Below are 18,494 nucleotides of genomic sequence, written 5' to 3'. Positions count from 1 at the left end.
CGAGGCCGCCCGGGGACTGACCGCCGCGGCCGCCTAAGCTGGCGGCATGCAGTCGTGGTCCTTCCCGGCGGTGCCCGAGATCGCGGGGAAACCGCCCGCCCTCCGCCTCTACGACACCTCGGCGCGCCAGGTGCTGCCGGTCGCGCCCGGGCCCACCGCGACGATGTACGTCTGCGGCATCACCCCGTACGATGCGACCCACCTCGGACACGCGTCGACCTACGTGACCTTCGACTTGATCAACCGCCAACTCCGCGACGCCGGCCACGACGTCGCCTACGTGCAGAACGTCACCGACGTCGACGACCCGCTGTTCGAGCGGGCCGAGCGCGACGGCGTCGACTGGCGCGACCTCGGCGATCGCGAGATCCAGCTGTTCCGCGACGACATGACCGGATTGCGCGTGCTGCCGCCCAAGGAGTACGTCGGCGCCATTGAATCCGTCGACGAGGTCGTCGCGATGGTCGGCCGCCTCTTGGAGTCGGGGGCCGCCTACATCGTCGACGATCCCGAGTTCCCCGACGTGTACTACCGGATCGGCGCGACCGAGCAGTTCGGCTACGAATCCGGGTACGACCGGTCGACCATGGAGCGGTTCTTCGCCGAACGCGGCGGCGACCCCGACCGCCCCGGCAAGCGCGACAAGCTCGACGCCCTGCTGTGGCGCGCGCACCGTGCGGGCGAGCCGTCGTGGCCGGCCCCGTTCGGCGAGGGGCGCCCCGGGTGGCACATCGAGTGCTCGGCGATCGCCCTGAACCGGCTGGGTGCCGGCTTCGACATCCAGGGCGGCGGCAACGACCTGACCTTCCCGCACCACGAGTTCTCGGCGGCACACGCCGAGGCCGTCACCGGTGCCCGCCGTTTCGCGCGGCACTACGTGCACACCGGGATGATGGGGCTCGACGGCGAGAAGATGTCCAAGAGCCTGGGCAACCTGGTCTTCGTCCACAAGCTGCGCGAGGCCGGCGTCGACCCGGGAGCGGTGCGCCTGGCCCTCGCCGCCGAGCACTACCGGGCCGACCGGATGTGGACCGACGCCGTCCTCGACGAGGCCGTCGCCCGCCTCGGACGCTGGCGCACGGCGGCCGCCGCCGACCGCGGACCCGACCCGGCGCCGGTCGTCGACCGGGTGCGCGCCCACCTGGCCGATGACCTCGACACGGGCAAAGCCCTCGCCGCGCTGGACGCGTGGGCCGCGGACGTCGCGCTCGGCCTGGGGCAAACGGCGGGCGCGGGAGCCGAGATCATCGCCGCCGTCGACGCGCTGCTCGGCGTCGACCTGCGCTAAGGTGCTGCCGTGGCACAGGTGAGCAAGATCCCGTCGGACACCGACGAGGGCGTGTGGACGGTCGTGACCAGCACGTCGACCTACCTCTTGGACTTCGGTGAGATGACGCTGTTGCGCGCCCCGGGCGTCGGCGGCAGCGGCACCGGGACCTGGGAGGTCAGCGAGCTGCGCCGCGATTCCGAGGACATCCCGCTGCTGGGCGTCAAGGTGTGCGAGGTCGGCCACTCGGCCCAGTTCTGGGTGCGCGCCGTCGACGACCCGGACGTGCGCACCTGGCGGATCACCACCCCGGTCGTGTCGATCGAGCGGATCGGCTAGTCCGACCCGGGATTCCGGCGCCGCAGGTAGCGCTCGAAGTCGGCGGCCAATTGTTCGCCGTCGATCTCCGGCAGCGCATCCGGATCGGTCGACGTCGCATCGTCGGTCGCCTCGAGTTCCCGGATGTACTCGGCCATGTCCGCATCGTCGGCGGTCATCTCGTCGACGGTCCGCTCCCAGGCGTCCGCGCGCGTGGGCAACTGGTCCATCGGGATCTCCAGGTCGAGGATCTCCTCCAGCCGGCGCAGCAGCGCGAGCGTGGCCTTCGGATTCGGGGTGGACGACAGGTAGTGCGGCACCGAGGCCCACAGCGAGACCGACGGGATCCCGTCGGACGTCAGGCGGTCCTGCAGCACCCCGGTGATCCCGGTCGGTCCCTGGTATTGCGACTCGGCTAGGCGGTAGCGCTTGGCCGCCTCGGCGCTGTAGGCGGACCCGGTCACCGGCACCGGGCGCGTGTGCGGGGTGTCGGCCATCATCGAGCCCAGCATCACCGCCGACACCACGCCGGCCGCCTCGGCGATTTCGGCGATCTCCGCCGCGAAGGCGCGCCACCGCAGGTTCGGCTCGACGCCGCGGACCAGCAGCAGGTCGTGGTCGGATCCCGGCGGCGAGCACACGGCGAACGTGGTCGTCGGCCATTCGGTGCGCCGACTCACCCCGTCGACCAGGCGGATCGTCGGGCGGTTCACCTGGAAGTCGTAGTAGTCGTCGGGCTCCATCTCGTAGAGCTGCTGGGCGTCCCAGAACAGCTCGAGGTGCTCCACGCTGCCGGTCGCCGACTCGCCCGCGTCGTTCCAGCCCTCGAACGCTGCCACGAGCACCGGCTTGCGCAAGTCGGAGAGGCGGGGCGGAAGGGCGTCGGTCATGGGCCCAGCCTAGTCAAGCCCAGTTGGGCGCGCGGCGGTCCACGGTGCGATGATCGGGCGGTGAGCAGCGCACCGGCCCCCGCCGCCATCCTGTGGGACATGGACGGCACCCTCATCGATTCGGAGCCGATCTGGGACGTCGCCGTCGCCGACTTCTCCACCCGCAACGGATTGGTGATGGATGCCGAACTGCGCGAGGCGACGCTCGGCAACTCGCTGCCCGACGCGATGGGCAAGGTCTATGACGCGGCCGGCATCGCCGCGGCCGACCGGGACGCCGCCGCCGACTCGCGCTGGCTGATCGACCACGTCGCCGACCTGTTCGAGAGTGGTTTGCCGTGGCGACCGGGTGCCCGCGAGGCCCTCGACGCCGTCACCGACGCCGGGGTCGCCATGGTGCTGGTCACCAACACGGTGCGCGAGCTCACCGAAGTCGCCCTGGCCACGATCGGGCGCAGCCGCTTCACCGCCACCGTGTGCGGCGACGAGGTGCCGATGGGCAAGCCCGCGCCCTTCCCGTACCTGCGAGCCGCCGAACTGCTCGGCTACGAACCGCGGACCTGCCTGGTGGTCGAGGATTCGCCGACCGGGGTCGCGGCGGCGACTGCCGCCGGGTGCCCGACGCTGGTGGTGCCGTCGGCGGTGCCGATCGACGAGGGGCCCGGTCGGGTGTTCCGCGATTCGCTGGTCGGCGTCGGTGCCGACGATCTCGCGCAGGCGTGGCGCGCGGCGTTGGCGCAGAGTTAACCTTCCCGACGCCCGGCTTCGCCATAGTCGATGGGGTGAACCCCTTCGACGTCACCGGATTCCTCGGCACGGCCGGCCTCGTCGGCCTGCTGGTCCTGCTCTTCGTGGAGACCGGAATCCTGGTCGGCTTCATCTTCCCGGGGGACTCGGTCCTGTTCACCGCGGGACTCTTCGCCGCCCAACCCGACCCGTTCGCCCCGCTCTGGCTGCTGCTGATCGCCCTCCCGATCGCGGCCGCGGCCGGCGACCAGTGCGGGTACAGCATCGGCAAGCACTTCGGCCCGCGCGTGATGCGCGGTCGGTTGGCCCGCTTCATCGGCGACGAGCCGGTGGCGAAGACCGTCGAGTACTTCGACCGGTACGGCCCGGTGACGGTCGTATTCGCCCGGTTCATCGGCATCGTGCGCACCCTGGTGCCGCTGCTCGCGGGACTGTCGGGCATGAACCGGCTCCGATTCACCGCCTATTCGGTCGTCGGATCGGTGTTCTGGTGCGGGTCGCTGGTGACGGCCGGCTACTTCCTGGGCGGCATCGCGGTGCTGCGGGAGAACCTCGAGCTGTTGTTCATCGGTTCGGCGCTGACCGTCGTCGTCCCGATGGTCATCACGCTCGCGCGGCGGCGGCGCGCGGCGGCCCGAGCACGGTCGGCCCGGCTAGGCTCGGGGCCGACATGCGACGACTCCTCCTCATCGGCGCCCTTGCCGCGCTGATCGCGCCGATGGGCGCGCCGCCGCCGTCGGCCGGGGCGCTGCCCGGCCCGTGCTCGGCGGCGGTGGCCGCCATCGGCTACTCCGACGCCCTCGACAAGCAGTCGCGCCACGGCGAGCGTCTCGGCGGACTGTCCGCACTGGCCCACGACCCCCGCGGGCGGCGCTACCTGGCCCTGCCCGACCACGTCGCCGCCACGGCGCTGATCTGGCCGCTCACCGGACTCGACGACCTGCCCGCACTCCGGCCGCGGGTTGCCGCACCGCCGATCCGCCTCACCGACCGCGGCGGCCGTCCGGTGCCCGGTCGCGCCGACCACGAGGGGCTGGCGGTCCTGTCCGACGGCTCCGTGGTGGTCAGTTCCGAGCGGGGGCCGACGGTCACCGTCTACGGCCGTGACGGTCGCTGGCGCGATGACCTGCGCGTCCCGCCGCGCTACTCGGCGGGCGCCGAGGCCAACGGCTCTTTTGAGGGACTGGCGGCGACGCCGTCGGGCCGCCGACTGCTCGTGGCGATGGAGCGCCCGCTGCGCGGCGAGGACCCGCGGCTGCGCCGCATCATCGACTACCGGCCCGGCCCCGACGGCCGGCTGCGCCCGGTCGGCGAGCTCGCCTACCGCGTCCGTCCGGGAATGCGGATCGCCGAGATCGCTGCCTACGACGAGGACCGACTGCTCGTCCTGGAGACCGCGTACCGGCGCGACCGGGGATCGTCGGCGGTGCTGACCGCGGCGCGCATCGTCGGCCGGCGGGTGCTGCGCACCCCCGTCGCCGACCTGGCCGCCTGCCCGACGCTGGGCGCGCCCAGCCGCGAGGTGCAGCGCAATCCGCTGCTCGACAACTACGAGGGCATGACCGTCTCCCGCCGGGGCGTCGGGCACGTCATCCACCTGGTGTCGGACGACAACTACTCGCCCCGCCAGACCACCCGCGTGCTGACCCTGTGGGCGCGCCTGCCCTGATCCGCCCGCCCGGCCCGGCACATGGGAAGATGGACAACCGTGAAGACCTTCGAGGAACTGTTCGCCGAGCTGAGCGACAAAGCCGCCACCCGTCCGGCGGGCAGCGGCACCGTCGCCGCACTGGACTCGGGCATCCACACCCTCGGCAAGAAGATCATCGAGGAGGCCGGCGAGGTCTGGCTGGCCGCCGAGCACGAGTCCGACGAGTCGCTGGGCGAGGAGATTTCTCAGTTGCTCTATTGGCTGCAGGTGATGATGATCAAACGCGGGCTGTCGCTCGACGACGTGTACCGCCACCTGTGACCACGGCCCCCACCCCGACCCGAATCCGATAGGACCCGACAACGATGCTGCGCGTGGCAGTCCCCAACAAGGGCGCCCTCTCCGAGGCGGCCGGTGCCGTGCTGGCCGAGGCCGGCTACCGAAAGCGGTCGGACGCGAAGGATCTGACGGTCCTCGACACCGCCAACGACGTCGAGTTCTTCTTCCTGCGCCCCAAGGACATCGCGATCTACGTCGGCCAGGGCACCCTCGACCTGGGCATCACCGGCCGCGACCTCGCCGCGGACTCGGGCGCCCGCGTCGACGAGCAACTGGCCATGGGCTTCGGCGCGTCGACCTTCCGCTACGCCGCCCCGGCGGGACGGGAGTGGACGGTCGCCGACCTCGCGGGCAAGCGCATCGCCACGTCGTACGCGAACCTGGTGCGGGCCGACCTCGAGCAGCGGGGCATCGAGGCCGAACTCATCCGCCTCGACGGTGCCGTCGAGATCTCCATCCAACTGGGGGTGGCCGACGCGATCGCCGACGTCGTCGGCTCCGGCCGCACGCTGCGACAGCACGGGCTGGTGGCCTTCGGCGAGTCGCTCTGCGACTCCGAGGGCGTACTGGTGTCACGGTCCGGCGCCGAACTCGACAAGGCCGCGCGGCAGTTCGTCGCCCGTGTGCAGGGCGTCGTGTTCGGCCAGAAGTACGTGATGATGGACTACGACTGCCCGCGGGCCCTGCTCGATGCGGCCTCGAAGCTGACCCCCGGCCTGGAGTCGCCGACGGTGGCGCCGATGGCCGATCCGGACTGGGTCGCGGTGCGCGCCATGGTGCCGCGCAAGGGCCACCAGAACCTGATGGACGAGCTCGCCGAACTCGGCGCGAAGGCGATTCTCGCCACCGACATCCGGTCCTGCCGGTTCTAACGCCCGGCTACCCGGCGTCGACGGCCGCGAGCAGCGAGGTCTGCGCGGACCGGCCCACGAAGCCGGACGTGTCGTACAGATCGGCGAACGATGCGGCGTACCCGTCGGCGCCGGCCGCCATCTTCGCGTCGATGCCCACCCAGCCGCCGGTCGGTTGCCGCACCAGGTGCACGGTCGTGTCGGTGTTCATCCACGACCACCGCGTCGGATCGAGGTCACCGGCGCCCAAACCGTTGGCCACGTCGATGACGGTGAACGCCCGGGCGAGATCGCTCGTTTCCTCGCCGGCCACCAGCGGCAAGCGGGGGCGCAGCCAGACGGCGGTCGAGTCGCCGAGCCGGCCGGGCTGGGCCGCCACCGTGACGGTTCCGATGAAGCCCATGTGCCGCCAGGCCTCCGGGATCTCGACGGATTCGGGGAAGCCGGTGTTCTGCGGCAGGTCGTCGGGCAGCTCCGGCAACGGCGGCCGCGGGAGATCCTGGATCGCCGACGAGTCGCTGGACCGTAGTCGCCAGGCCGTCGTGCGGGCGACGCTGCGGTAGGTCCCGTCGGCGCCGCGGACCTCGAGTTCGGCGCACACCTGGGAGATCTGCCGGCCGGGCCGGGGGATCCAGGTGCGCACGCGGTTCACCCCGAGGCCGATGGCGCCGAGGATCTCCATCGTCACGCGGGAGAATTGCTGCCCGTCGCCGGGGTCGACCGCCTTCTCCATCGCCCGCACCAACAGCCCCGTCGGCGGTCCGCCGTGCTGGATCTGCGGCGACCACACGCTCACCACGGCGACCGTCGGCTGGAAGTACGCGTACTCCGGATCGTCGCCCGCGGGCGGCGCGATCGGCTCGAAGTAGGCGGTGAACTCCGACTCGCGCGGCGGATCGGTTACCTGGCTGGACGTCATACCCCCACGTTATGACAGAGTTGACGACACCCGATCGGCACCCGTGCCGGGCGCTGTTACGAAAGAGGAACCACACCACGATGGCGACCACCGGCCCCTTCGCCGAGGGCGACCGCGTCCAGCTCACCGACGCGAAGTCGCGCAAGTTCACCGTCGTCCTCGAAGCGGGCAAACAGTTCCACACGCACCGCGGCGCCATCGCCCACGACGACCTCATCGGCTCTCCGGAGGGCTGCGTCGTCGCCGCCACGTCCGGCACCGAATACCTGGCCCTGCGGCCGCTGCTCACCGACTTCGTGCTGTCGATGCCGCGCGGCGCGCAGGTGATCTACCCGAAGGACTCGGCGCAGATCATCGCCGAGGGCGACATCCACCCGGGCTGCCGGGTCATCGAGGCCGGCGCGGGATCGGGGGCGCTGAGCTGTTCGTTGCTGCGGGCGGTCGGCGACGGCTCGGTCCTCTCCTACGAAATCCGTGACGACCACGCGGACTACGCCCGCAAGAACGTCGAGACCTTCTTCGGCGGCGCGCCCGACAACTGGGAACTGCGCGTCGGCGACCTCGCCGACCACGACCCGGCCGACCAGGCCGACCGCATGATCCTGGACATGGTGGCGCCGTGGGAGCCCCTCGACACGGTGAAACAGACGCTGCGGCCGGGCGGGGTGCTCGTCGTCTACGTCGCGACCGTCACGCAGCTGTCCCGGATCGTCGAGGCGCTGCGCGATCAGGAGTGCTGGACCGAACCGCGGGCGTGGGAGTCGTTGCTGCGCGAATGGAGCGCCGTCGGATTGGCCGTGCGGCCCGAACACCGGATGCAGGGCCACACCGCCTTCCTGGTCACCGCGCGCCGCCTGGCCGACGGGCAGACCACCCTGCGGCCACACCGGCGCCCCACCGGACGGGCGAACAAGCCCGATTCCGGTAGCGTGGAAGGTGCGCAGCAGAAGGAGCAGTCGTGACCGAGGATCAGACCGGGACGGGCGGGTCGCGCCCCACGGGGACGGCCGAGCAGTTGCAGGAGCGCGTCGACAACCTCTCCGAGCGCAACGCAAAACTCCTCGACACCCTCAAAGAGGCACGTCAGCAGCTCGTCGCCCTGCGGGAAGAGGTCGACCGCCTGGGCCAGCCGCCGAGCGGCTACGGCATCCTGCAGTCGGTCTATGAAGACGATGCGACCGTCGACGTGTTCACCTCCGGCCGCAAGATGCGCCTGACCGTGTCGCCCAACCTCGACGTCACCGAGATGCGCGTCGGCCAGACGCTGCGCCTCAACGAGGCGCTGACGGTCGTCGAGGCCGGTGAGTTCGACGTCGCCGGCGAGATCGCCACGCTGCGCGAGGTCCTCGCCGACGGCACGCGCGCCCTGGTCGTCGGTCATGCCGACGAGGAGCGCGTCATCGTCCTCGCCGAGCCGTTGCGCGCCGTCGATGACGATTCGACCGAGAATCGGCGCAAGCTGCGCCCGGGTGATTCGCTGCTGATCGACAACAAGGCGGGCGTCGCCTTCGAACGCATCCCCAAGGCCGAGGTCGAGGACCTGGTCCTGGAGGAGGTGCCCGACGTCGACTACTCCGACATCGGCGGCCTGGGCCGGCAGATCGAGCAGATCCGCGACGCCGTCGAGCTCCCGTTCCTGCACAAGGAACTGTTCCGCGAGTACTCGCTGCGCCCGCCCAAGGGCGTGCTGCTCTACGGGCCGCCCGGCTGCGGCAAGACGCTCATCGCCAAGGCGGTCGCCAACTCGCTGGCCCGCAAGATGGCGGAGGCGCGCGGCGACAACGCCCACGAGGCGAAGTCGTACTTCCTCAACATCAAGGGTCCCGAACTGCTCAACAAGTTCGTCGGCGAGACCGAGCGGCACATCCGCCTGATCTTCCAGCGCGCACGGGAGAAGGCCTCCGACGGCACGCCGGTGATCGTGTTCTTCGACGAGATGGACTCGATCTTCCGCACCCGCGGCTCGGGCGTTTCCTCCGACGTCGAGACCACGGTCGTGCCGCAGCTGCTCAGCGAGATCGACGGCGTCGAGGGGCTGGAGAACGTCATCGTCATTGGCGCCTCCAACCGCGAGGACATGATCGACCCGGCCATCCTGCGCCCCGGGCGCCTGGACGTGAAGATCAAGATCGAGCGCCCCGACGCCGAGTCGGCCATCGACATCTTCAGCAAGTACCTCACCGAGGACCTGCCGATCCACCCCGACGACGTCGCCGAGTTCGGCGGCGACCGGGCGGCCTGTGTCCGCGCCATGATCGAGCGCGTCGTCGACCGGATGTACGCCGAGAGCGACGACAACCGCTTCCTCGAGGTGACCTACGCCAACGGCGACAAAGAGGTCATGTACTTCAAGGACTTCAACTCCGGTGCGATGATCCAGAACGTCGTGGACCGTGCCAAGAAGTACGCCATCAAGGCGCAGTTGGACACCGGGCAGCCGGGTCTGCGGATCGGGCACCTCCTCGACTCGATCCTCGACGAGTTCGCCGAGAACGAAGACCTGCCCAACACCACGAACCCGGACGACTGGGCGCGCATCTCCGGCAAGAAGGGCGAGCGGATCGTCTACATCCGCACGCTGGTCACCGGCAAGAGCAGCGGTGCCAGCCGGGCCATCGACACCGAGACGTCGACCGGCCAATACCTGTAGCCGGCGGGTCACTACGCTGGTCGACATGCAGCGAATCATCGGGATCGAGGTCGAGTACGGGATTTCCGCACCGGATGATCCGACGGCGAACCCGATCATGACGTCCACCCAGGCGGTGCTCGCGTATGCGGCCGCCGCCGGGGTGCCGCGCGCCAAGCGCACCCGCTGGGACTACGAGGTCGAGTCGCCGATGCGCGACGCCCGCGGCTACGACCTGGGCCGCGGCGGCGGGCCGGCGCCGATCATCGACGCCGACGAGATCGGCGCCGCCAACATGATCCTCACCAACGGCGCCCGGCTCTACGTCGACCACGCCCACCCGGAGTACTCCGCGCCCGAGGTGATCGACCCGATGGACGCGGTGATCTGGGACAAGGCCGGTGAGCGCGTCATGGAGGCAGCCGCGCGCCACGTCGCGAGCGTCCCCGGCGCCCCCCGGCTGCAGCTCTACAAGAACAACATCGACGGGAAGGGCGCCTCCTACGGCACCCACGAGAACTACCTGATGGAGCGCGACACCCCGTTCGCCGACGTCGTGACCGGGCTGACCCCGTTCTTCGCCTCCCGCCAGGTGATCTGCGGCTCGGGCCGCGTCGGCATCGGCCAGTCCGGCGACGAGGTCGGCTTCCAGCTGTCCCAGCGCGCCGACTACATCGAGGTCGAGGTCGGCCTGGAGACGACGCTCAAGCGCGGCATCATCAACACCCGCGACGAACCGCACGCCGACCCCGAGCGCTACCGCCGCCTGCACGTCATCATCGGCGACGCCAACCTCGCGGAGACGTCGACCTACTTGAAGGTCGGCACCACCGCCCTGGTCCTCGACCTGATCGAGGCCGGCGTCGACCTGTCCGACCTGGAGTTGGCCCGCCCGGTCGAGGCGGTGCACGCGATCAGCCACGATCCGACGCTCGCCGCGGCGGTCGCCCTCGCCGACGGGCGCGAGCTCACCGGACTCGCGCTGCAGCGCGAATATCTCGCCCGCTGCCAGCAGTTCCACGATCTGCACCACTCCGACGACGACCGGGCCGCGCACGTGCTGGCCACCTGGGCCGACGTGCTCGACAAGCTGGAGCGCGACCCCGCCGAGTGCGCCGACATCCTCGACTGGCCGGCGAAGCTGCGGCTGCTCGACGGCTTCCGCCAGCGCGAGGGGCTCGGCTGGTCGGCCCCGCGCCTGGCGCTGATCGACTTGCAGTACAGCGACGTCCGCCTCGACAAGGGGCTCTACAACCGCCTGGTGGCGCGCGGATCGATGAAGCGGCTGGTCGACGAGGCACAGGTGCTCGAGGCGATCACGACGCCGCCGCCGGACACGCGCGCCTACTTCCGCGGCGAGTGTCTGCGCAGGTTCGGCGCCGACATCGCCGCGGCCAGCTGGGACTCGGTCATCTTCGACCTGGGCGGGGATTCGCTCATCCGGATCCCGACGCTGGAACCGTTGCGCGGCAGCCGTTCCCACGTGGGCGAACTGCTCGACTCGGTGGAGTCGGCCGCACAACTCGTCGACGAGCTCACCGCCAAGTAGCCGAGAGCCGACGGGCAGGTTTCCGATAGGGTGGGAACCAATTCGCGTGAATGGGAGACGGCATGGCGCAGGAACAGAAGCGATCCGGTGGCGGGGGCGACGACGGCGACCTCGGTCCCGACGGCTCGGCCGGTCAGGAGCGCCGCGAGAAGCTCGCCGAGGACACCGACGATCTGCTGGACGAGATCGACGACGTGCTGGAGGAGAACGCCGAGGACTTCGTGCGCGCCTATGTGCAGAAGGGCGGCCAGTGAACCGGTCGCAGGGCCCGGACATCTCCTCGTTCACCGAGTACCTAGCCACCAACGCTCCCGAACTGCTGCCGGGCCGCCGGGTCGAGCGGCACGGGGTGGCCCCCGGTTCCGCCGACTCGGTGCCGCACGGCACCACGATCGTCGCGGTGTCGTACCCGGGCGGCGTCGTCATCGCCGGTGACCGGCGCGCCACCGCGGGCAACCTGATCGCCACCCGCGACATCCAGAAGGTCTTCATCACCGACGACTATTCGGCCGCCGGCATCGCCGGCACCGCGGGGATCGCGGTGGAGATGGTGAAGCTGTTCACCGTCGAACTCGAGCACTACGAGAAGATCGAGGGCGTGCCGCTGACCCTCGACGGCAAGGTGTCGCGAATGGCGGCGATGGTCCGCGGGAACCTCGGCGCGGCGTTGCAGGGCCTGGCGGCGATCCCGCTGCTCGTCGGATTCGACTACGACGCCGAGCCGACCGCGCGCGGCCGGATCTTCTCCTTCGACGTCGCCGGCGACCGCCACGAGGAATTCGGCGGCTACCAGGCCATCGGTTCGGGCTCGGTGTTCGCCAAGTCCTCGCTTAAGAAGCTCTACCGCGGCGACCTGACCGCCGACGAGGCCCTCGCCATCGCGATCGAGGCGCTCTACGACGCGGCCGACGACGACTCGGCGACCGCCGGCCCGGACACCGTCCGCAAGATCTTCCCGACGGCCGTGACCGTCGGGCCCGACGGCGCCGACGAGGTGTCCGACGAGAAGATCGCGGCGGCGGCGCGCGAGATCATCAGCAGCCGTGAGCAGCAGTACACGCGCGACGGATCGGGGGAGTAGCGATGACCTTCCCGTATTACGCCAGCGCCGAGCAGATCATGCGCGACCGGTCCGAACTGGCGCGCAAGGGCATCGCGCGCGGCCGCAGCGTCGTCGCGCTGACCTACGCCGACGGCGTCCTGTTCGTCGCCGAGAACCCGTCGAACACGCTGCGCAAGGTCTCCGAGATCTACGACCGCATCGGCTTCGCCGCCGTCGGCAAGTACAACGAGTTCGAGAGCCTGCGCCGTGCGGGCATCCAGCTCGCCGACCTGCGCGGCTACAGCTATGACCGCGCCGACGTCAGCGGACTGTCGCTGGCCAACGCCTACGCGACGACGCTGGGCACGGTGTTCACCGAGCAGCCCAAGCCCTACGAGGTCGAGCTGTGCGTCGCCGAGGTCGCCAAGCCGGGCAAGGACACCCCGTCGCAGCTCTATCGGATCGGCTACGACGGCTCGGTCGTCGACGAGACCCGCTTCCTGGTGATGGGCGGGCACACCGACGCCATCTCGGCCGCGCTCGGCGAGTCCTTCCAGCCCGATCTGACGCTGGCCAAGGCCGTGCAGACCGCGGTGGCCGCGCTGGCCACGCCGGTCACGGGCGGCGACGGCAACGGCGAGGCGGCCGCGACCGGACCGCGCGAACTGGCCGCCGCCGACCTCGAGGTCGCCGTCCTCGACCGCACCCGGCCGCGCCGTGCCTTCCGCCGGTTGAGTCACGACGAAGTCGCCGGTCTCCTCGGCGGCGCCAAGAAGAAGGGCTGATCGTGCAGCGCCGGATCATGGGCATCGAGACGGAGTTCGGGGTCACCTGCACCTTCAAGGGGCATCGTCGACTCAGCCCCGACGAGGTCGCCCGCTACCTGTTCCGCCGTGTTGTGTCGTGGGGTCGCTCGTCCAACGTCTTCCTGGACAACGGGTCCCGGCTCTACCTCGACGTCGGCTCGCACCCGGAGTACGCGACGGCCGAGTGCGACGACCTGCTGACCCTGATCAACCACGACCGCGCCGGTGAGCGGATCCTCGTCGACCTGCTGGTGGACGCGCAGAACCGGCTCGCCGACGAGGGCATCGGCGGGGACATCTACCTGTTCAAGAACAACACCGACTCGGCCGGCAACTCCTACGGCTGCCACGAGAACTTCCTGGTGGTCCGGTCCGGCGAGTTCTCCCGCATCTCGGACGTGCTGCTGCCGTTCCTGGTGACCCGCCAGCTCATCTGCGGCGCCGGCAAGGTGCTGGCCACGCCGAGTTCGGCGCAGTTCTGCCTGTCCCAACGCGCCGAGCACATCTGGGAGGGCGTCTCCAGCGCGACGACCCGCTCGCGGCCGATCATCAACACCCGCGACGAACCGCACGCCGACGCCGAGAAGTACCGCCGCCTGCACGTCATCGTCGGCGACTCCAACATGGCCGAGCCCACCACCATGCTGAAGGTCGGCTCGGCGCTGCTGGTGCTGGAGATGATCGAGGCCGGCGTCAGCTTCCGCGACTTCGCCCTCGACAACCCGATCCGGGCGATCCGCGAGATCAGCCACGACCCGAGCGGCCGGCGCACCGTCCGCCTCGCCGGCGGTCGCGAGGCCAGCGCGCTGGACATCCAGCGCGAGTACTACGCGCGGGCCGTCGCCCACCTGGCCAACCGCCACCCGGATCCGCTGATGGACAAGGTCGTCGACCTGTGGGGCCGGATGCTCGACGCCGTCGAGTCGGACGACTTCTCGTCGGTCGACACCGAGGTCGACTGGGTCATCAAGCGCAAACTGTTCAACCGCTACCTGGACCGCTACGACATCGAGCTCGGTGACCCGAAGATCGCCCAACTCGACCTCGCGTACCACGACATCCTGCCCGGCCGCGGCGTCGCCGACGTGCTGACGCGCAAGGGCCTGATCTCGCGGGTGACGACCGACGACGCGATCGACGAGGCCGTGCACACGCCGCCGCAGACGACGCGGGCCAAGCTGCGCGGCGAGTTCATCAGTGCCGCGCAGGCAGCCGGCCGCGATTTCACCGTCGACTGGGTGCATTTGAAGCTGAACGACCAGGCCCAGCGGACCGTGCTGTGCAAGGACCCGTTCCGGTCGGTCGACGAGCGCGTCGATCGTCTGATCGCCTCGATGTGAGCCGTACCCTGTAGTCCGTGCCCAAACGCGAAAAGGTTGAGCGCCAACTCAACCTCGTCATCTGCCTGTTGTCGACGCGGCAGTACCTGTCCGCCGACTACATCCGCAAGAACGTGGGCGGCTACTACGAGAACGACAGCAGCGACGAAGCCTTCTTCCGCATGTTCGAGCGCGACAAGGCCGATCTGCGCGACCTGGGCATCCCGCTGATCACCGGTCCGGCCTCCGGGTACGGCGAGGCCGAGGACGGCTATCGCATCGATCGCGAGCGCTATGAACTCCCCGACATCCACCTGGAGTCCGACGAGGCGGCCGCCGTCGCGCTGGCCACCGCCCTGTGGGATAGCGCCGAGGTCGCGGCCATCGCCCAGAGCGCGACGCTGAAGCTGCGCGCCGCCGGCATCGACGTCTCCGCCGATCAGGAGTGGGAGGTCAGTCCGGCCGCCGGCGGGCGCGGCATGGGCGACGAGCAGGTGCTCCGCGACCTGTTGGAGGCGAGTCAGCGGCGCCAGGCCGTCGAGATGACCTACCGGCGCCCGGGCGGTCGGCCGGCCCGGCGCCTGCTGGAACCGTGGGGCGTGGTGACCCACCGCGGCCGCTGGTACGTCGTCGGCCACGATCGCGACCGCGACGAGCGGCGCACGTTCCGCCTCTCCCGGATCACCGCGGTGGCGCCGATCGGCGAGACCGAGGCCTTCACCGTCGACGCCGAGCCCGGCTCCCTGCGTGACCTGGTCGCCGAGTCGGTCGACTCGGCGTTCCGCGAGGAGATCGGCCGGGCGACGATCTGGGTCGCGGATGGGCGCGCCGCGGGGCTGCGGCGCCTCGCGATGTCGTCGTCGGCGAAGGACTTCGCCGGCGAGGCCGGTGACGAGCTGATCATCGAATACGACTCGACCCCCGCGCTGGTGCGCGCCGTGCTGGGCGCGGGACCGGACGCGGTGGTCCTCGAGCCGGCACCGCTGCGCGAGGCGGTCATCGCCGCCCTCGACGGATTGGCGGTGTCGTAGATGGCGGGCGCGTCGGTCTCCCGGTTCTCCAGGCTCCTGGCGATGGTGCCGTACCTGGCGGCGCGTCAGGGCATCGCCGTCAGCGAGGCGGCCGCCGAGCTCGGGATCTCCGAGTCGCAGCTGACGAAGGACATCGAGCAGCTGTTCGTGTGCGGCTACCGCCAGAACGGCTTCGAAGACCTCATCGACGTCCAGTACGACTCGGGCTACGTCCGCGTCGCCTTCACCGCCGGCATGGACCGGCCGCTGCGCCTGACCGGTGCCGAGGCGGCGCTCCTGCAGACCGCGCTGGCGACGCTGGCCGACATCCCCGGCGTCGACGCCGATGCGACCCGTCGCGCCATCGCCAAGATCGAGGCGGCCATGGCCGCGCCGGTCCGGGCGAAGAAGAAGGGGCTGCGGGCCCGGGGCAAGGAACTCGAGCGGGCCGCCGCCGAACGCGCCGCCGCCGGAGACGAGACCGGGGCAGCGGCGCCCAGCAACGGGCGCGAGGCCGTCTACGACACGGTGCGGGACGCGGTGCGCGACCACCGGGCGCTGCGCCTGCGGTACTACACGCCGGCGCGGGACGCGGTCGGCGAGCGCGTCGTGGACCCGATCGCGGTCCAACTGATCGACGGCAAGGCCTATCTGCAGGCGTGGTGCCGCCTGTCCGAGGGCACCCGGCTGTTCCGGTTCGACCGGATCGAGGCGGCCGAGCAGCTCGACGAGCCCGCCGCCCCGCCGGAGCGGGCGGTGGCGGCCAGCGCCCCCGCCGGGTGGGCCGCGCAGAACCTGCTCACCGCCGAGTTGGCGATCGACCGGTCGGCGCTCTGGGTCGTCGAGAACTACCTCGTCGACCTGGTCGACGATCCGCCGGCGGACGGATCGGACCCGGTGCGGGCCCGGGTGCACTACGGGTCGCCGGAGTGGCTGGTGCGCTTCCTGTCCGGCTTCGGCGGCGCCATCCGGGTCGTCGATCAGCCTGACATCGCCGATCAGGTCCGCGAGCTGGCCGCCGCGGCGCGGCGCCGGTACGCGTAGCCGGTACGCGTAGCCGCCGCTATCCGTCGCTGCTGCCGAGCTCCGGAATCGGGCCGCGGTCGCCGACCACCCGGTCCAGCGAGACGAACTCCCAGCCGGCCGCTCGCATCCGCGGGAGGATGACCGCCAGGGCGGCCGCCGTGCCGGAGCCGGGCCGGTTCATGTGTGCCAGGACGATCGACCCGGGGCGCGCGGCCCGCAACTTCGCCTCGACGCCGGCGACGGACTCGGTGCCGCCGGCATCGGCGTTGACGGTGAACCCGACCGGCGTCTCGCCGTGTTCGGCCACGATGCGCACGGCGACGTCGTCATAGTGCGCGGTGCCGGTGCGGAACCAGCGCGGCGCCCGCCCGGTGAGCCGTGCGATCTTGGTGTGGTTGCGGCTGACCTCGGTGGCGGCCCCGGCGGGGGAGGCGGTGCCGGCGATGCCGTACGCGCTGCGGCCGGTGACCGACAGTGGCACGTGCCTGGTGCCGTGGTTGCCGATGGTGAACAACGGGTCGCGGGCGAGCGCCCGCGTCTCGCGCGGATGTGCGTCGATCCAGTGCGCGTTGAGGAACAGCACCGCGGGAATCCGGTGGCGGCGCAGCACGGCGATCAGGGCGCGGTCGTAGCCGCCGGCGCAGGCGTCGAAGGTGAGCGCGATCTGGCGGCCGCGCGCCGGGAACGCGGTCACGATGCCGGGCATCGCCGTGCCCCACCGGCGGGGCTGCGGGTAGCCGGTGCGGCGGGCCTCGGCCGGGGCCTCGCCGACCAGGACGGGGCCGAGGAGGCCGCCGAGCAGTGCGGCCGCGCCGAGGCGCACCATGTCTCGTCGGGTGTGCATAGCCGAATCGTAGGGCGCCGCCGCCGCGGATCCGCGGAGGTGGTCGCGTAGACTTTCCGGTGAGTCCTTCCGAACGAGCAGGAGTTGTTTCTCATGGGAGCTTTGAGCCCGTGGCACTGGGCGGTTGTCGCCATCATCGTCGTGGTGCTGTTCGGCGCCGGGAAGCTGCCCGCGGCGGCCCGCAGCCTCGGCCAGTCGCTGCGCATCCTGAAGAGTGAGATCGGCGAGATGGGCAAGGACGGCAAGGACGACGGCCAGCGCGAGCTGCCGCCGGGCGAGCAGGCCGACACCAAGGCCGCCGACTCCTCGTCGGAGAAGAAGTCGGCCTAGCCGCGCCGCCTCCACGTGCGCATCACCCTCGACCCGCGCCGCCGCCGCAGCAAGGTCAACCCCGACGGCACCATGCCGCTGGTGGACCACCTGCGCGAGCTGCGCACCCGCCTGATCATCGCGCTGATCGCGATCGGCCTCACCACGATCATCGGCTTCCTCTGGTACTCCTACGGACCGGGCCGGCTCCCGTCGCTCGGCGAGCTGCTGCGCGGGCCGTACTGCCAACTGCCCGACGACTTGCGCGCGTCGATCACCGCCGACGGCCAGTGCCGACTGCTGGCGACGGGTCCGTTCGACCAGTTCATGCTGCGTCTCAAGGTCGGTCTGACCGCGGGTGTCGTACTGGCCGCGCCGGTGTGGTTCTACCAGCTGTGGCGGTTCATCACGCCGGCGCTGCACCAGGGCGAGCGACGCTATGCCGTCGGTTTCGTCGTCACCGCGAGCGTGCTGTTCGTCGCCGGTGCCGCGCTGGCCTACCTCGTCGTCGCCAAGGCCTTCAAGTTCCTGCTCAGCGTCGGCGGCGACGTGCAGACGACCGCGCTGGCCGGCGACAAGTACTTCTCGTTCATCATCAACCTGCTGGTCATCTTCGGCATCAGTTTCGAACTCCCGGTGCTGCTGATCGCGCTCAACCTGATCGGCGTGCTGACCTATGCGCGCCTCAAGCAGTGGCGCCGCGGCCTCATCTTCGCGATGTTCGTGTTCGCGGCCGTCGTGACGCCGGGGCAAGACCCCTTCACGATGACCGCCCTCGCGCTCGCGCTCACGGTCCTGCTGGAGGCGTCGATCCAGTTCGCCCGCATCCACGACAAGCGGCGCAACCGCAAGCGGGCCTCCGTCGACGAGGTGCCCGCGGACCAGGCGTCCCCGCTGGCCGAACCGGGACCCATCCCGGCGCCGACGAACCGGGAATCGGTTCGCCAGCCCGAGGGCTTCGATGACATCCTGTAGCCG

At 70.8% G+C, this 18,494-nt stretch carries 21 protein-coding genes; 18 read left to right on the top strand and 3 right to left on the bottom strand.

Features of this window, described 5'->3' with window-relative positions:
- The first annotated feature begins 46 nt into the window (after positions 1-46).
- Together mshC and QM728_RS08060 are read left to right on the top strand one after the other, a co-directional pair.
- Complete coding sequence (gene mshC / locus QM728_RS08065) at positions 47-1,288, top strand: cysteine--1-D-myo-inosityl 2-amino-2-deoxy-alpha-D-glucopyranoside ligase (RefSeq protein ID WP_415031510.1); 1,242 nt, start codon at positions 47-49, stop codon at positions 1,286-1,288.
- Positions 1,289-1,297: 9 nt separating this feature from the next.
- The gene (locus QM728_RS08060) at positions 1,298-1,606 is read left to right on the top strand and encodes a hypothetical protein (RefSeq protein ID WP_415031509.1); all 309 of its coding nucleotides are present in this window, start codon (positions 1,298-1,300) and stop codon (positions 1,604-1,606) included.
- Here QM728_RS08060 and QM728_RS08055 read toward each other — a convergent pair.
- On the bottom strand, positions 1,603-2,475 hold the full coding sequence (locus QM728_RS08055) for a PAC2 family protein (RefSeq protein ID WP_415031508.1): 873 nt from the start codon (positions 2,473-2,475) through the stop codon (positions 1,603-1,605). The genes QM728_RS08060 and QM728_RS08055 overlap by 4 nt on opposite strands.
- A gap of 60 nt (positions 2,476-2,535) precedes the next feature.
- On the opposite strand from QM728_RS08055, the gene QM728_RS08050 reads away from it, so the two are divergent.
- Genes QM728_RS08050 through hisG form a run of 5 tightly spaced genes read left to right on the top strand, consistent with a single transcriptional unit; the run spans position 2,536 to position 6,084 of the window.
- Complete coding sequence (locus QM728_RS08050; protein ID WP_415031507.1) at positions 2,536-3,222, top strand: HAD family hydrolase; 687 nt, start codon at positions 2,536-2,538, stop codon at positions 3,220-3,222.
- A 35-nt stretch (positions 3,223-3,257) separates the two neighbouring features.
- Positions 3,258-3,932, top strand: coding sequence for a DedA family protein (locus QM728_RS08045; RefSeq protein ID WP_415031506.1), 675 nt, complete (start codon positions 3,258-3,260; stop codon positions 3,930-3,932).
- On the top strand, positions 3,893-4,891 hold the full coding sequence (locus QM728_RS08040) for an esterase-like activity of phytase family protein (protein ID WP_415031505.1): 999 nt from the start codon (positions 3,893-3,895) through the stop codon (positions 4,889-4,891). The genes QM728_RS08045 and QM728_RS08040 overlap by 40 nt, the downstream gene beginning before the upstream one ends.
- A 39-nt stretch (positions 4,892-4,930) precedes the next feature.
- On the top strand, positions 4,931-5,194 hold the full coding sequence (locus tag QM728_RS08035; protein ID WP_415031504.1) for a phosphoribosyl-ATP diphosphatase: 264 nt from the start codon (positions 4,931-4,933) through the stop codon (positions 5,192-5,194).
- Between the two features lie 44 nt (positions 5,195-5,238).
- Positions 5,239-6,084, top strand: coding sequence for an ATP phosphoribosyltransferase (gene hisG, locus QM728_RS08030; RefSeq protein WP_415031503.1), 846 nt, complete (start codon positions 5,239-5,241; stop codon positions 6,082-6,084).
- A gap of 7 nt (positions 6,085-6,091) precedes the next feature.
- Here the strand turns inward: hisG and QM728_RS08025 are convergent, their stop codons facing one another.
- Positions 6,092-6,982: a thioesterase family protein gene (locus QM728_RS08025; protein WP_415031502.1), complete on the bottom strand. Its 891-nt coding sequence runs from the start codon at positions 6,980-6,982 to the stop codon at positions 6,092-6,094.
- An 80-nt stretch (positions 6,983-7,062) separates the two neighbouring features.
- Between QM728_RS08025 and QM728_RS08020 the strand changes: the two genes are divergently transcribed.
- From QM728_RS08020 to QM728_RS07980, 9 genes are all read left to right on the top strand, one after another.
- On the top strand, positions 7,063-7,944 hold the full coding sequence (locus tag QM728_RS08020) for a tRNA (adenine-N1)-methyltransferase (RefSeq protein WP_415031501.1): 882 nt from the start codon (positions 7,063-7,065) through the stop codon (positions 7,942-7,944).
- Positions 7,941-9,632, top strand: a complete 1,692-nt coding sequence (arc, locus tag QM728_RS08015) for a proteasome ATPase (protein ID WP_415031500.1) — start codon at positions 7,941-7,943, stop codon at positions 9,630-9,632. The genes QM728_RS08020 and arc overlap by 4 nt, the downstream gene beginning before the upstream one ends.
- Before the next feature lie 25 nt (positions 9,633-9,657).
- On the top strand, positions 9,658-11,160 hold the full coding sequence (gene dop, locus QM728_RS08010; protein ID WP_415031499.1) for a depupylase/deamidase Dop: 1,503 nt from the start codon (positions 9,658-9,660) through the stop codon (positions 11,158-11,160).
- Positions 11,161-11,222: 62 nt separating this feature from the next.
- Complete coding sequence (locus tag QM728_RS08005) at positions 11,223-11,414, top strand: ubiquitin-like protein Pup (protein ID WP_124246511.1); 192 nt, start codon at positions 11,223-11,225, stop codon at positions 11,412-11,414.
- The gene (gene prcB, locus QM728_RS08000) at positions 11,411-12,241 is read left to right on the top strand and encodes a proteasome subunit beta (RefSeq protein ID WP_415031498.1); all 831 of its coding nucleotides are present in this window, start codon (positions 11,411-11,413) and stop codon (positions 12,239-12,241) included. The genes QM728_RS08005 and prcB overlap by 4 nt, the downstream gene beginning before the upstream one ends.
- 2 nt (positions 12,242-12,243) lie before the next feature.
- On the top strand, positions 12,244-12,987 hold the full coding sequence (gene prcA / locus QM728_RS07995; RefSeq protein ID WP_415031497.1) for a proteasome subunit alpha: 744 nt from the start codon (positions 12,244-12,246) through the stop codon (positions 12,985-12,987).
- A 2-nt stretch (positions 12,988-12,989) separates the two neighbouring features.
- Positions 12,990-14,348, top strand: coding sequence for a Pup--protein ligase (pafA, locus tag QM728_RS07990; RefSeq protein ID WP_415031496.1), 1,359 nt, complete (start codon positions 12,990-12,992; stop codon positions 14,346-14,348).
- 17 nt (positions 14,349-14,365) lie between these two features.
- A complete protein-coding gene (locus QM728_RS07985; protein WP_415031495.1) occupies positions 14,366-15,358 on the top strand; it encodes a helix-turn-helix transcriptional regulator in 993 nt (330 codons plus the stop codon).
- The gene (locus QM728_RS07980) at positions 15,359-16,381 is read left to right on the top strand and encodes a helix-turn-helix transcriptional regulator (RefSeq protein WP_415031494.1); all 1,023 of its coding nucleotides are present in this window, start codon (positions 15,359-15,361) and stop codon (positions 16,379-16,381) included.
- 19 nt (positions 16,382-16,400) lie between these two features.
- On the opposite strand, the gene QM728_RS07975 is transcribed toward QM728_RS07980, so the two are convergent.
- The gene (locus QM728_RS07975) at positions 16,401-17,207 is read right to left on the bottom strand and encodes a polysaccharide deacetylase family protein (protein ID WP_415031493.1); all 807 of its coding nucleotides are present in this window, start codon (positions 17,205-17,207) and stop codon (positions 16,401-16,403) included.
- A 93-nt stretch (positions 17,208-17,300) separates the two neighbouring features.
- Between QM728_RS07975 and tatA the strand changes: the two genes are divergently transcribed.
- Entirely contained in the window at positions 17,301-17,537 is a 237-nt protein-coding gene (gene tatA / locus QM728_RS07970) for a Sec-independent protein translocase subunit TatA (protein WP_415031492.1), read from the top strand.
- Positions 17,538-17,552: 15 nt separating this feature from the next.
- Positions 17,553-18,491, top strand: a complete 939-nt coding sequence (gene tatC / locus QM728_RS07965; protein WP_415031491.1) for a twin-arginine translocase subunit TatC — start codon at positions 17,553-17,555, stop codon at positions 18,489-18,491.
- Positions 18,492-18,494: the final 3 nt, after the last annotated feature.

The organism is Gordonia sp. (in: high G+C Gram-positive bacteria), from assembly GCF_047602025.1.
Classification (GTDB): Bacteria; Actinomycetota; Actinomycetes; order Mycobacteriales; family Mycobacteriaceae; genus Gordonia.
Note: the sequence above shows the minus strand (reverse complement) of the source record. Positions and strands in the feature narration are given on the sequence as shown.

Coding starts and splice junctions, on each gene's coding strand:
- mshC (WP_415031510.1), top strand. CDS start 47: ATGCAGTCGTGGTCCTTCCCGGCGGTGCCCGAGATCGCGGGGAAACCG.
- QM728_RS08055 (WP_415031508.1), bottom strand. CDS start 2,475: ATGACCGACGCCCTTCCGCCCCGCCTCTCCGACTTGCGCAAGCCGGTG.
- QM728_RS08040 (WP_415031505.1), top strand. CDS start 3,893: ATGCGACGACTCCTCCTCATCGGCGCCCTTGCCGCGCTGATCGCGCCG.
- hisG (WP_415031503.1), top strand. CDS start 5,239: ATGCTGCGCGTGGCAGTCCCCAACAAGGGCGCCCTCTCCGAGGCGGCC.
- QM728_RS08025 (WP_415031502.1), bottom strand. CDS start 6,982: ATGACGTCCAGCCAGGTAACCGATCCGCCGCGCGAGTCGGAGTTCACC.
- QM728_RS08020 (WP_415031501.1), top strand. CDS start 7,063: ATGGCGACCACCGGCCCCTTCGCCGAGGGCGACCGCGTCCAGCTCACC.
- dop (WP_415031499.1), top strand. CDS start 9,658: ATGCAGCGAATCATCGGGATCGAGGTCGAGTACGGGATTTCCGCACCG.
- QM728_RS08005 (WP_124246511.1), top strand. CDS start 11,223: ATGGCGCAGGAACAGAAGCGATCCGGTGGCGGGGGCGACGACGGCGAC.
- prcA (WP_415031497.1), top strand. CDS start 12,244: ATGACCTTCCCGTATTACGCCAGCGCCGAGCAGATCATGCGCGACCGG.
- QM728_RS07980 (WP_415031494.1), top strand. CDS start 15,359: ATGGCGGGCGCGTCGGTCTCCCGGTTCTCCAGGCTCCTGGCGATGGTG.
- QM728_RS07975 (WP_415031493.1), bottom strand. CDS start 17,207: ATGCACACCCGACGAGACATGGTGCGCCTCGGCGCGGCCGCACTGCTC.
- tatA (WP_415031492.1), top strand. CDS start 17,301: ATGGGAGCTTTGAGCCCGTGGCACTGGGCGGTTGTCGCCATCATCGTC.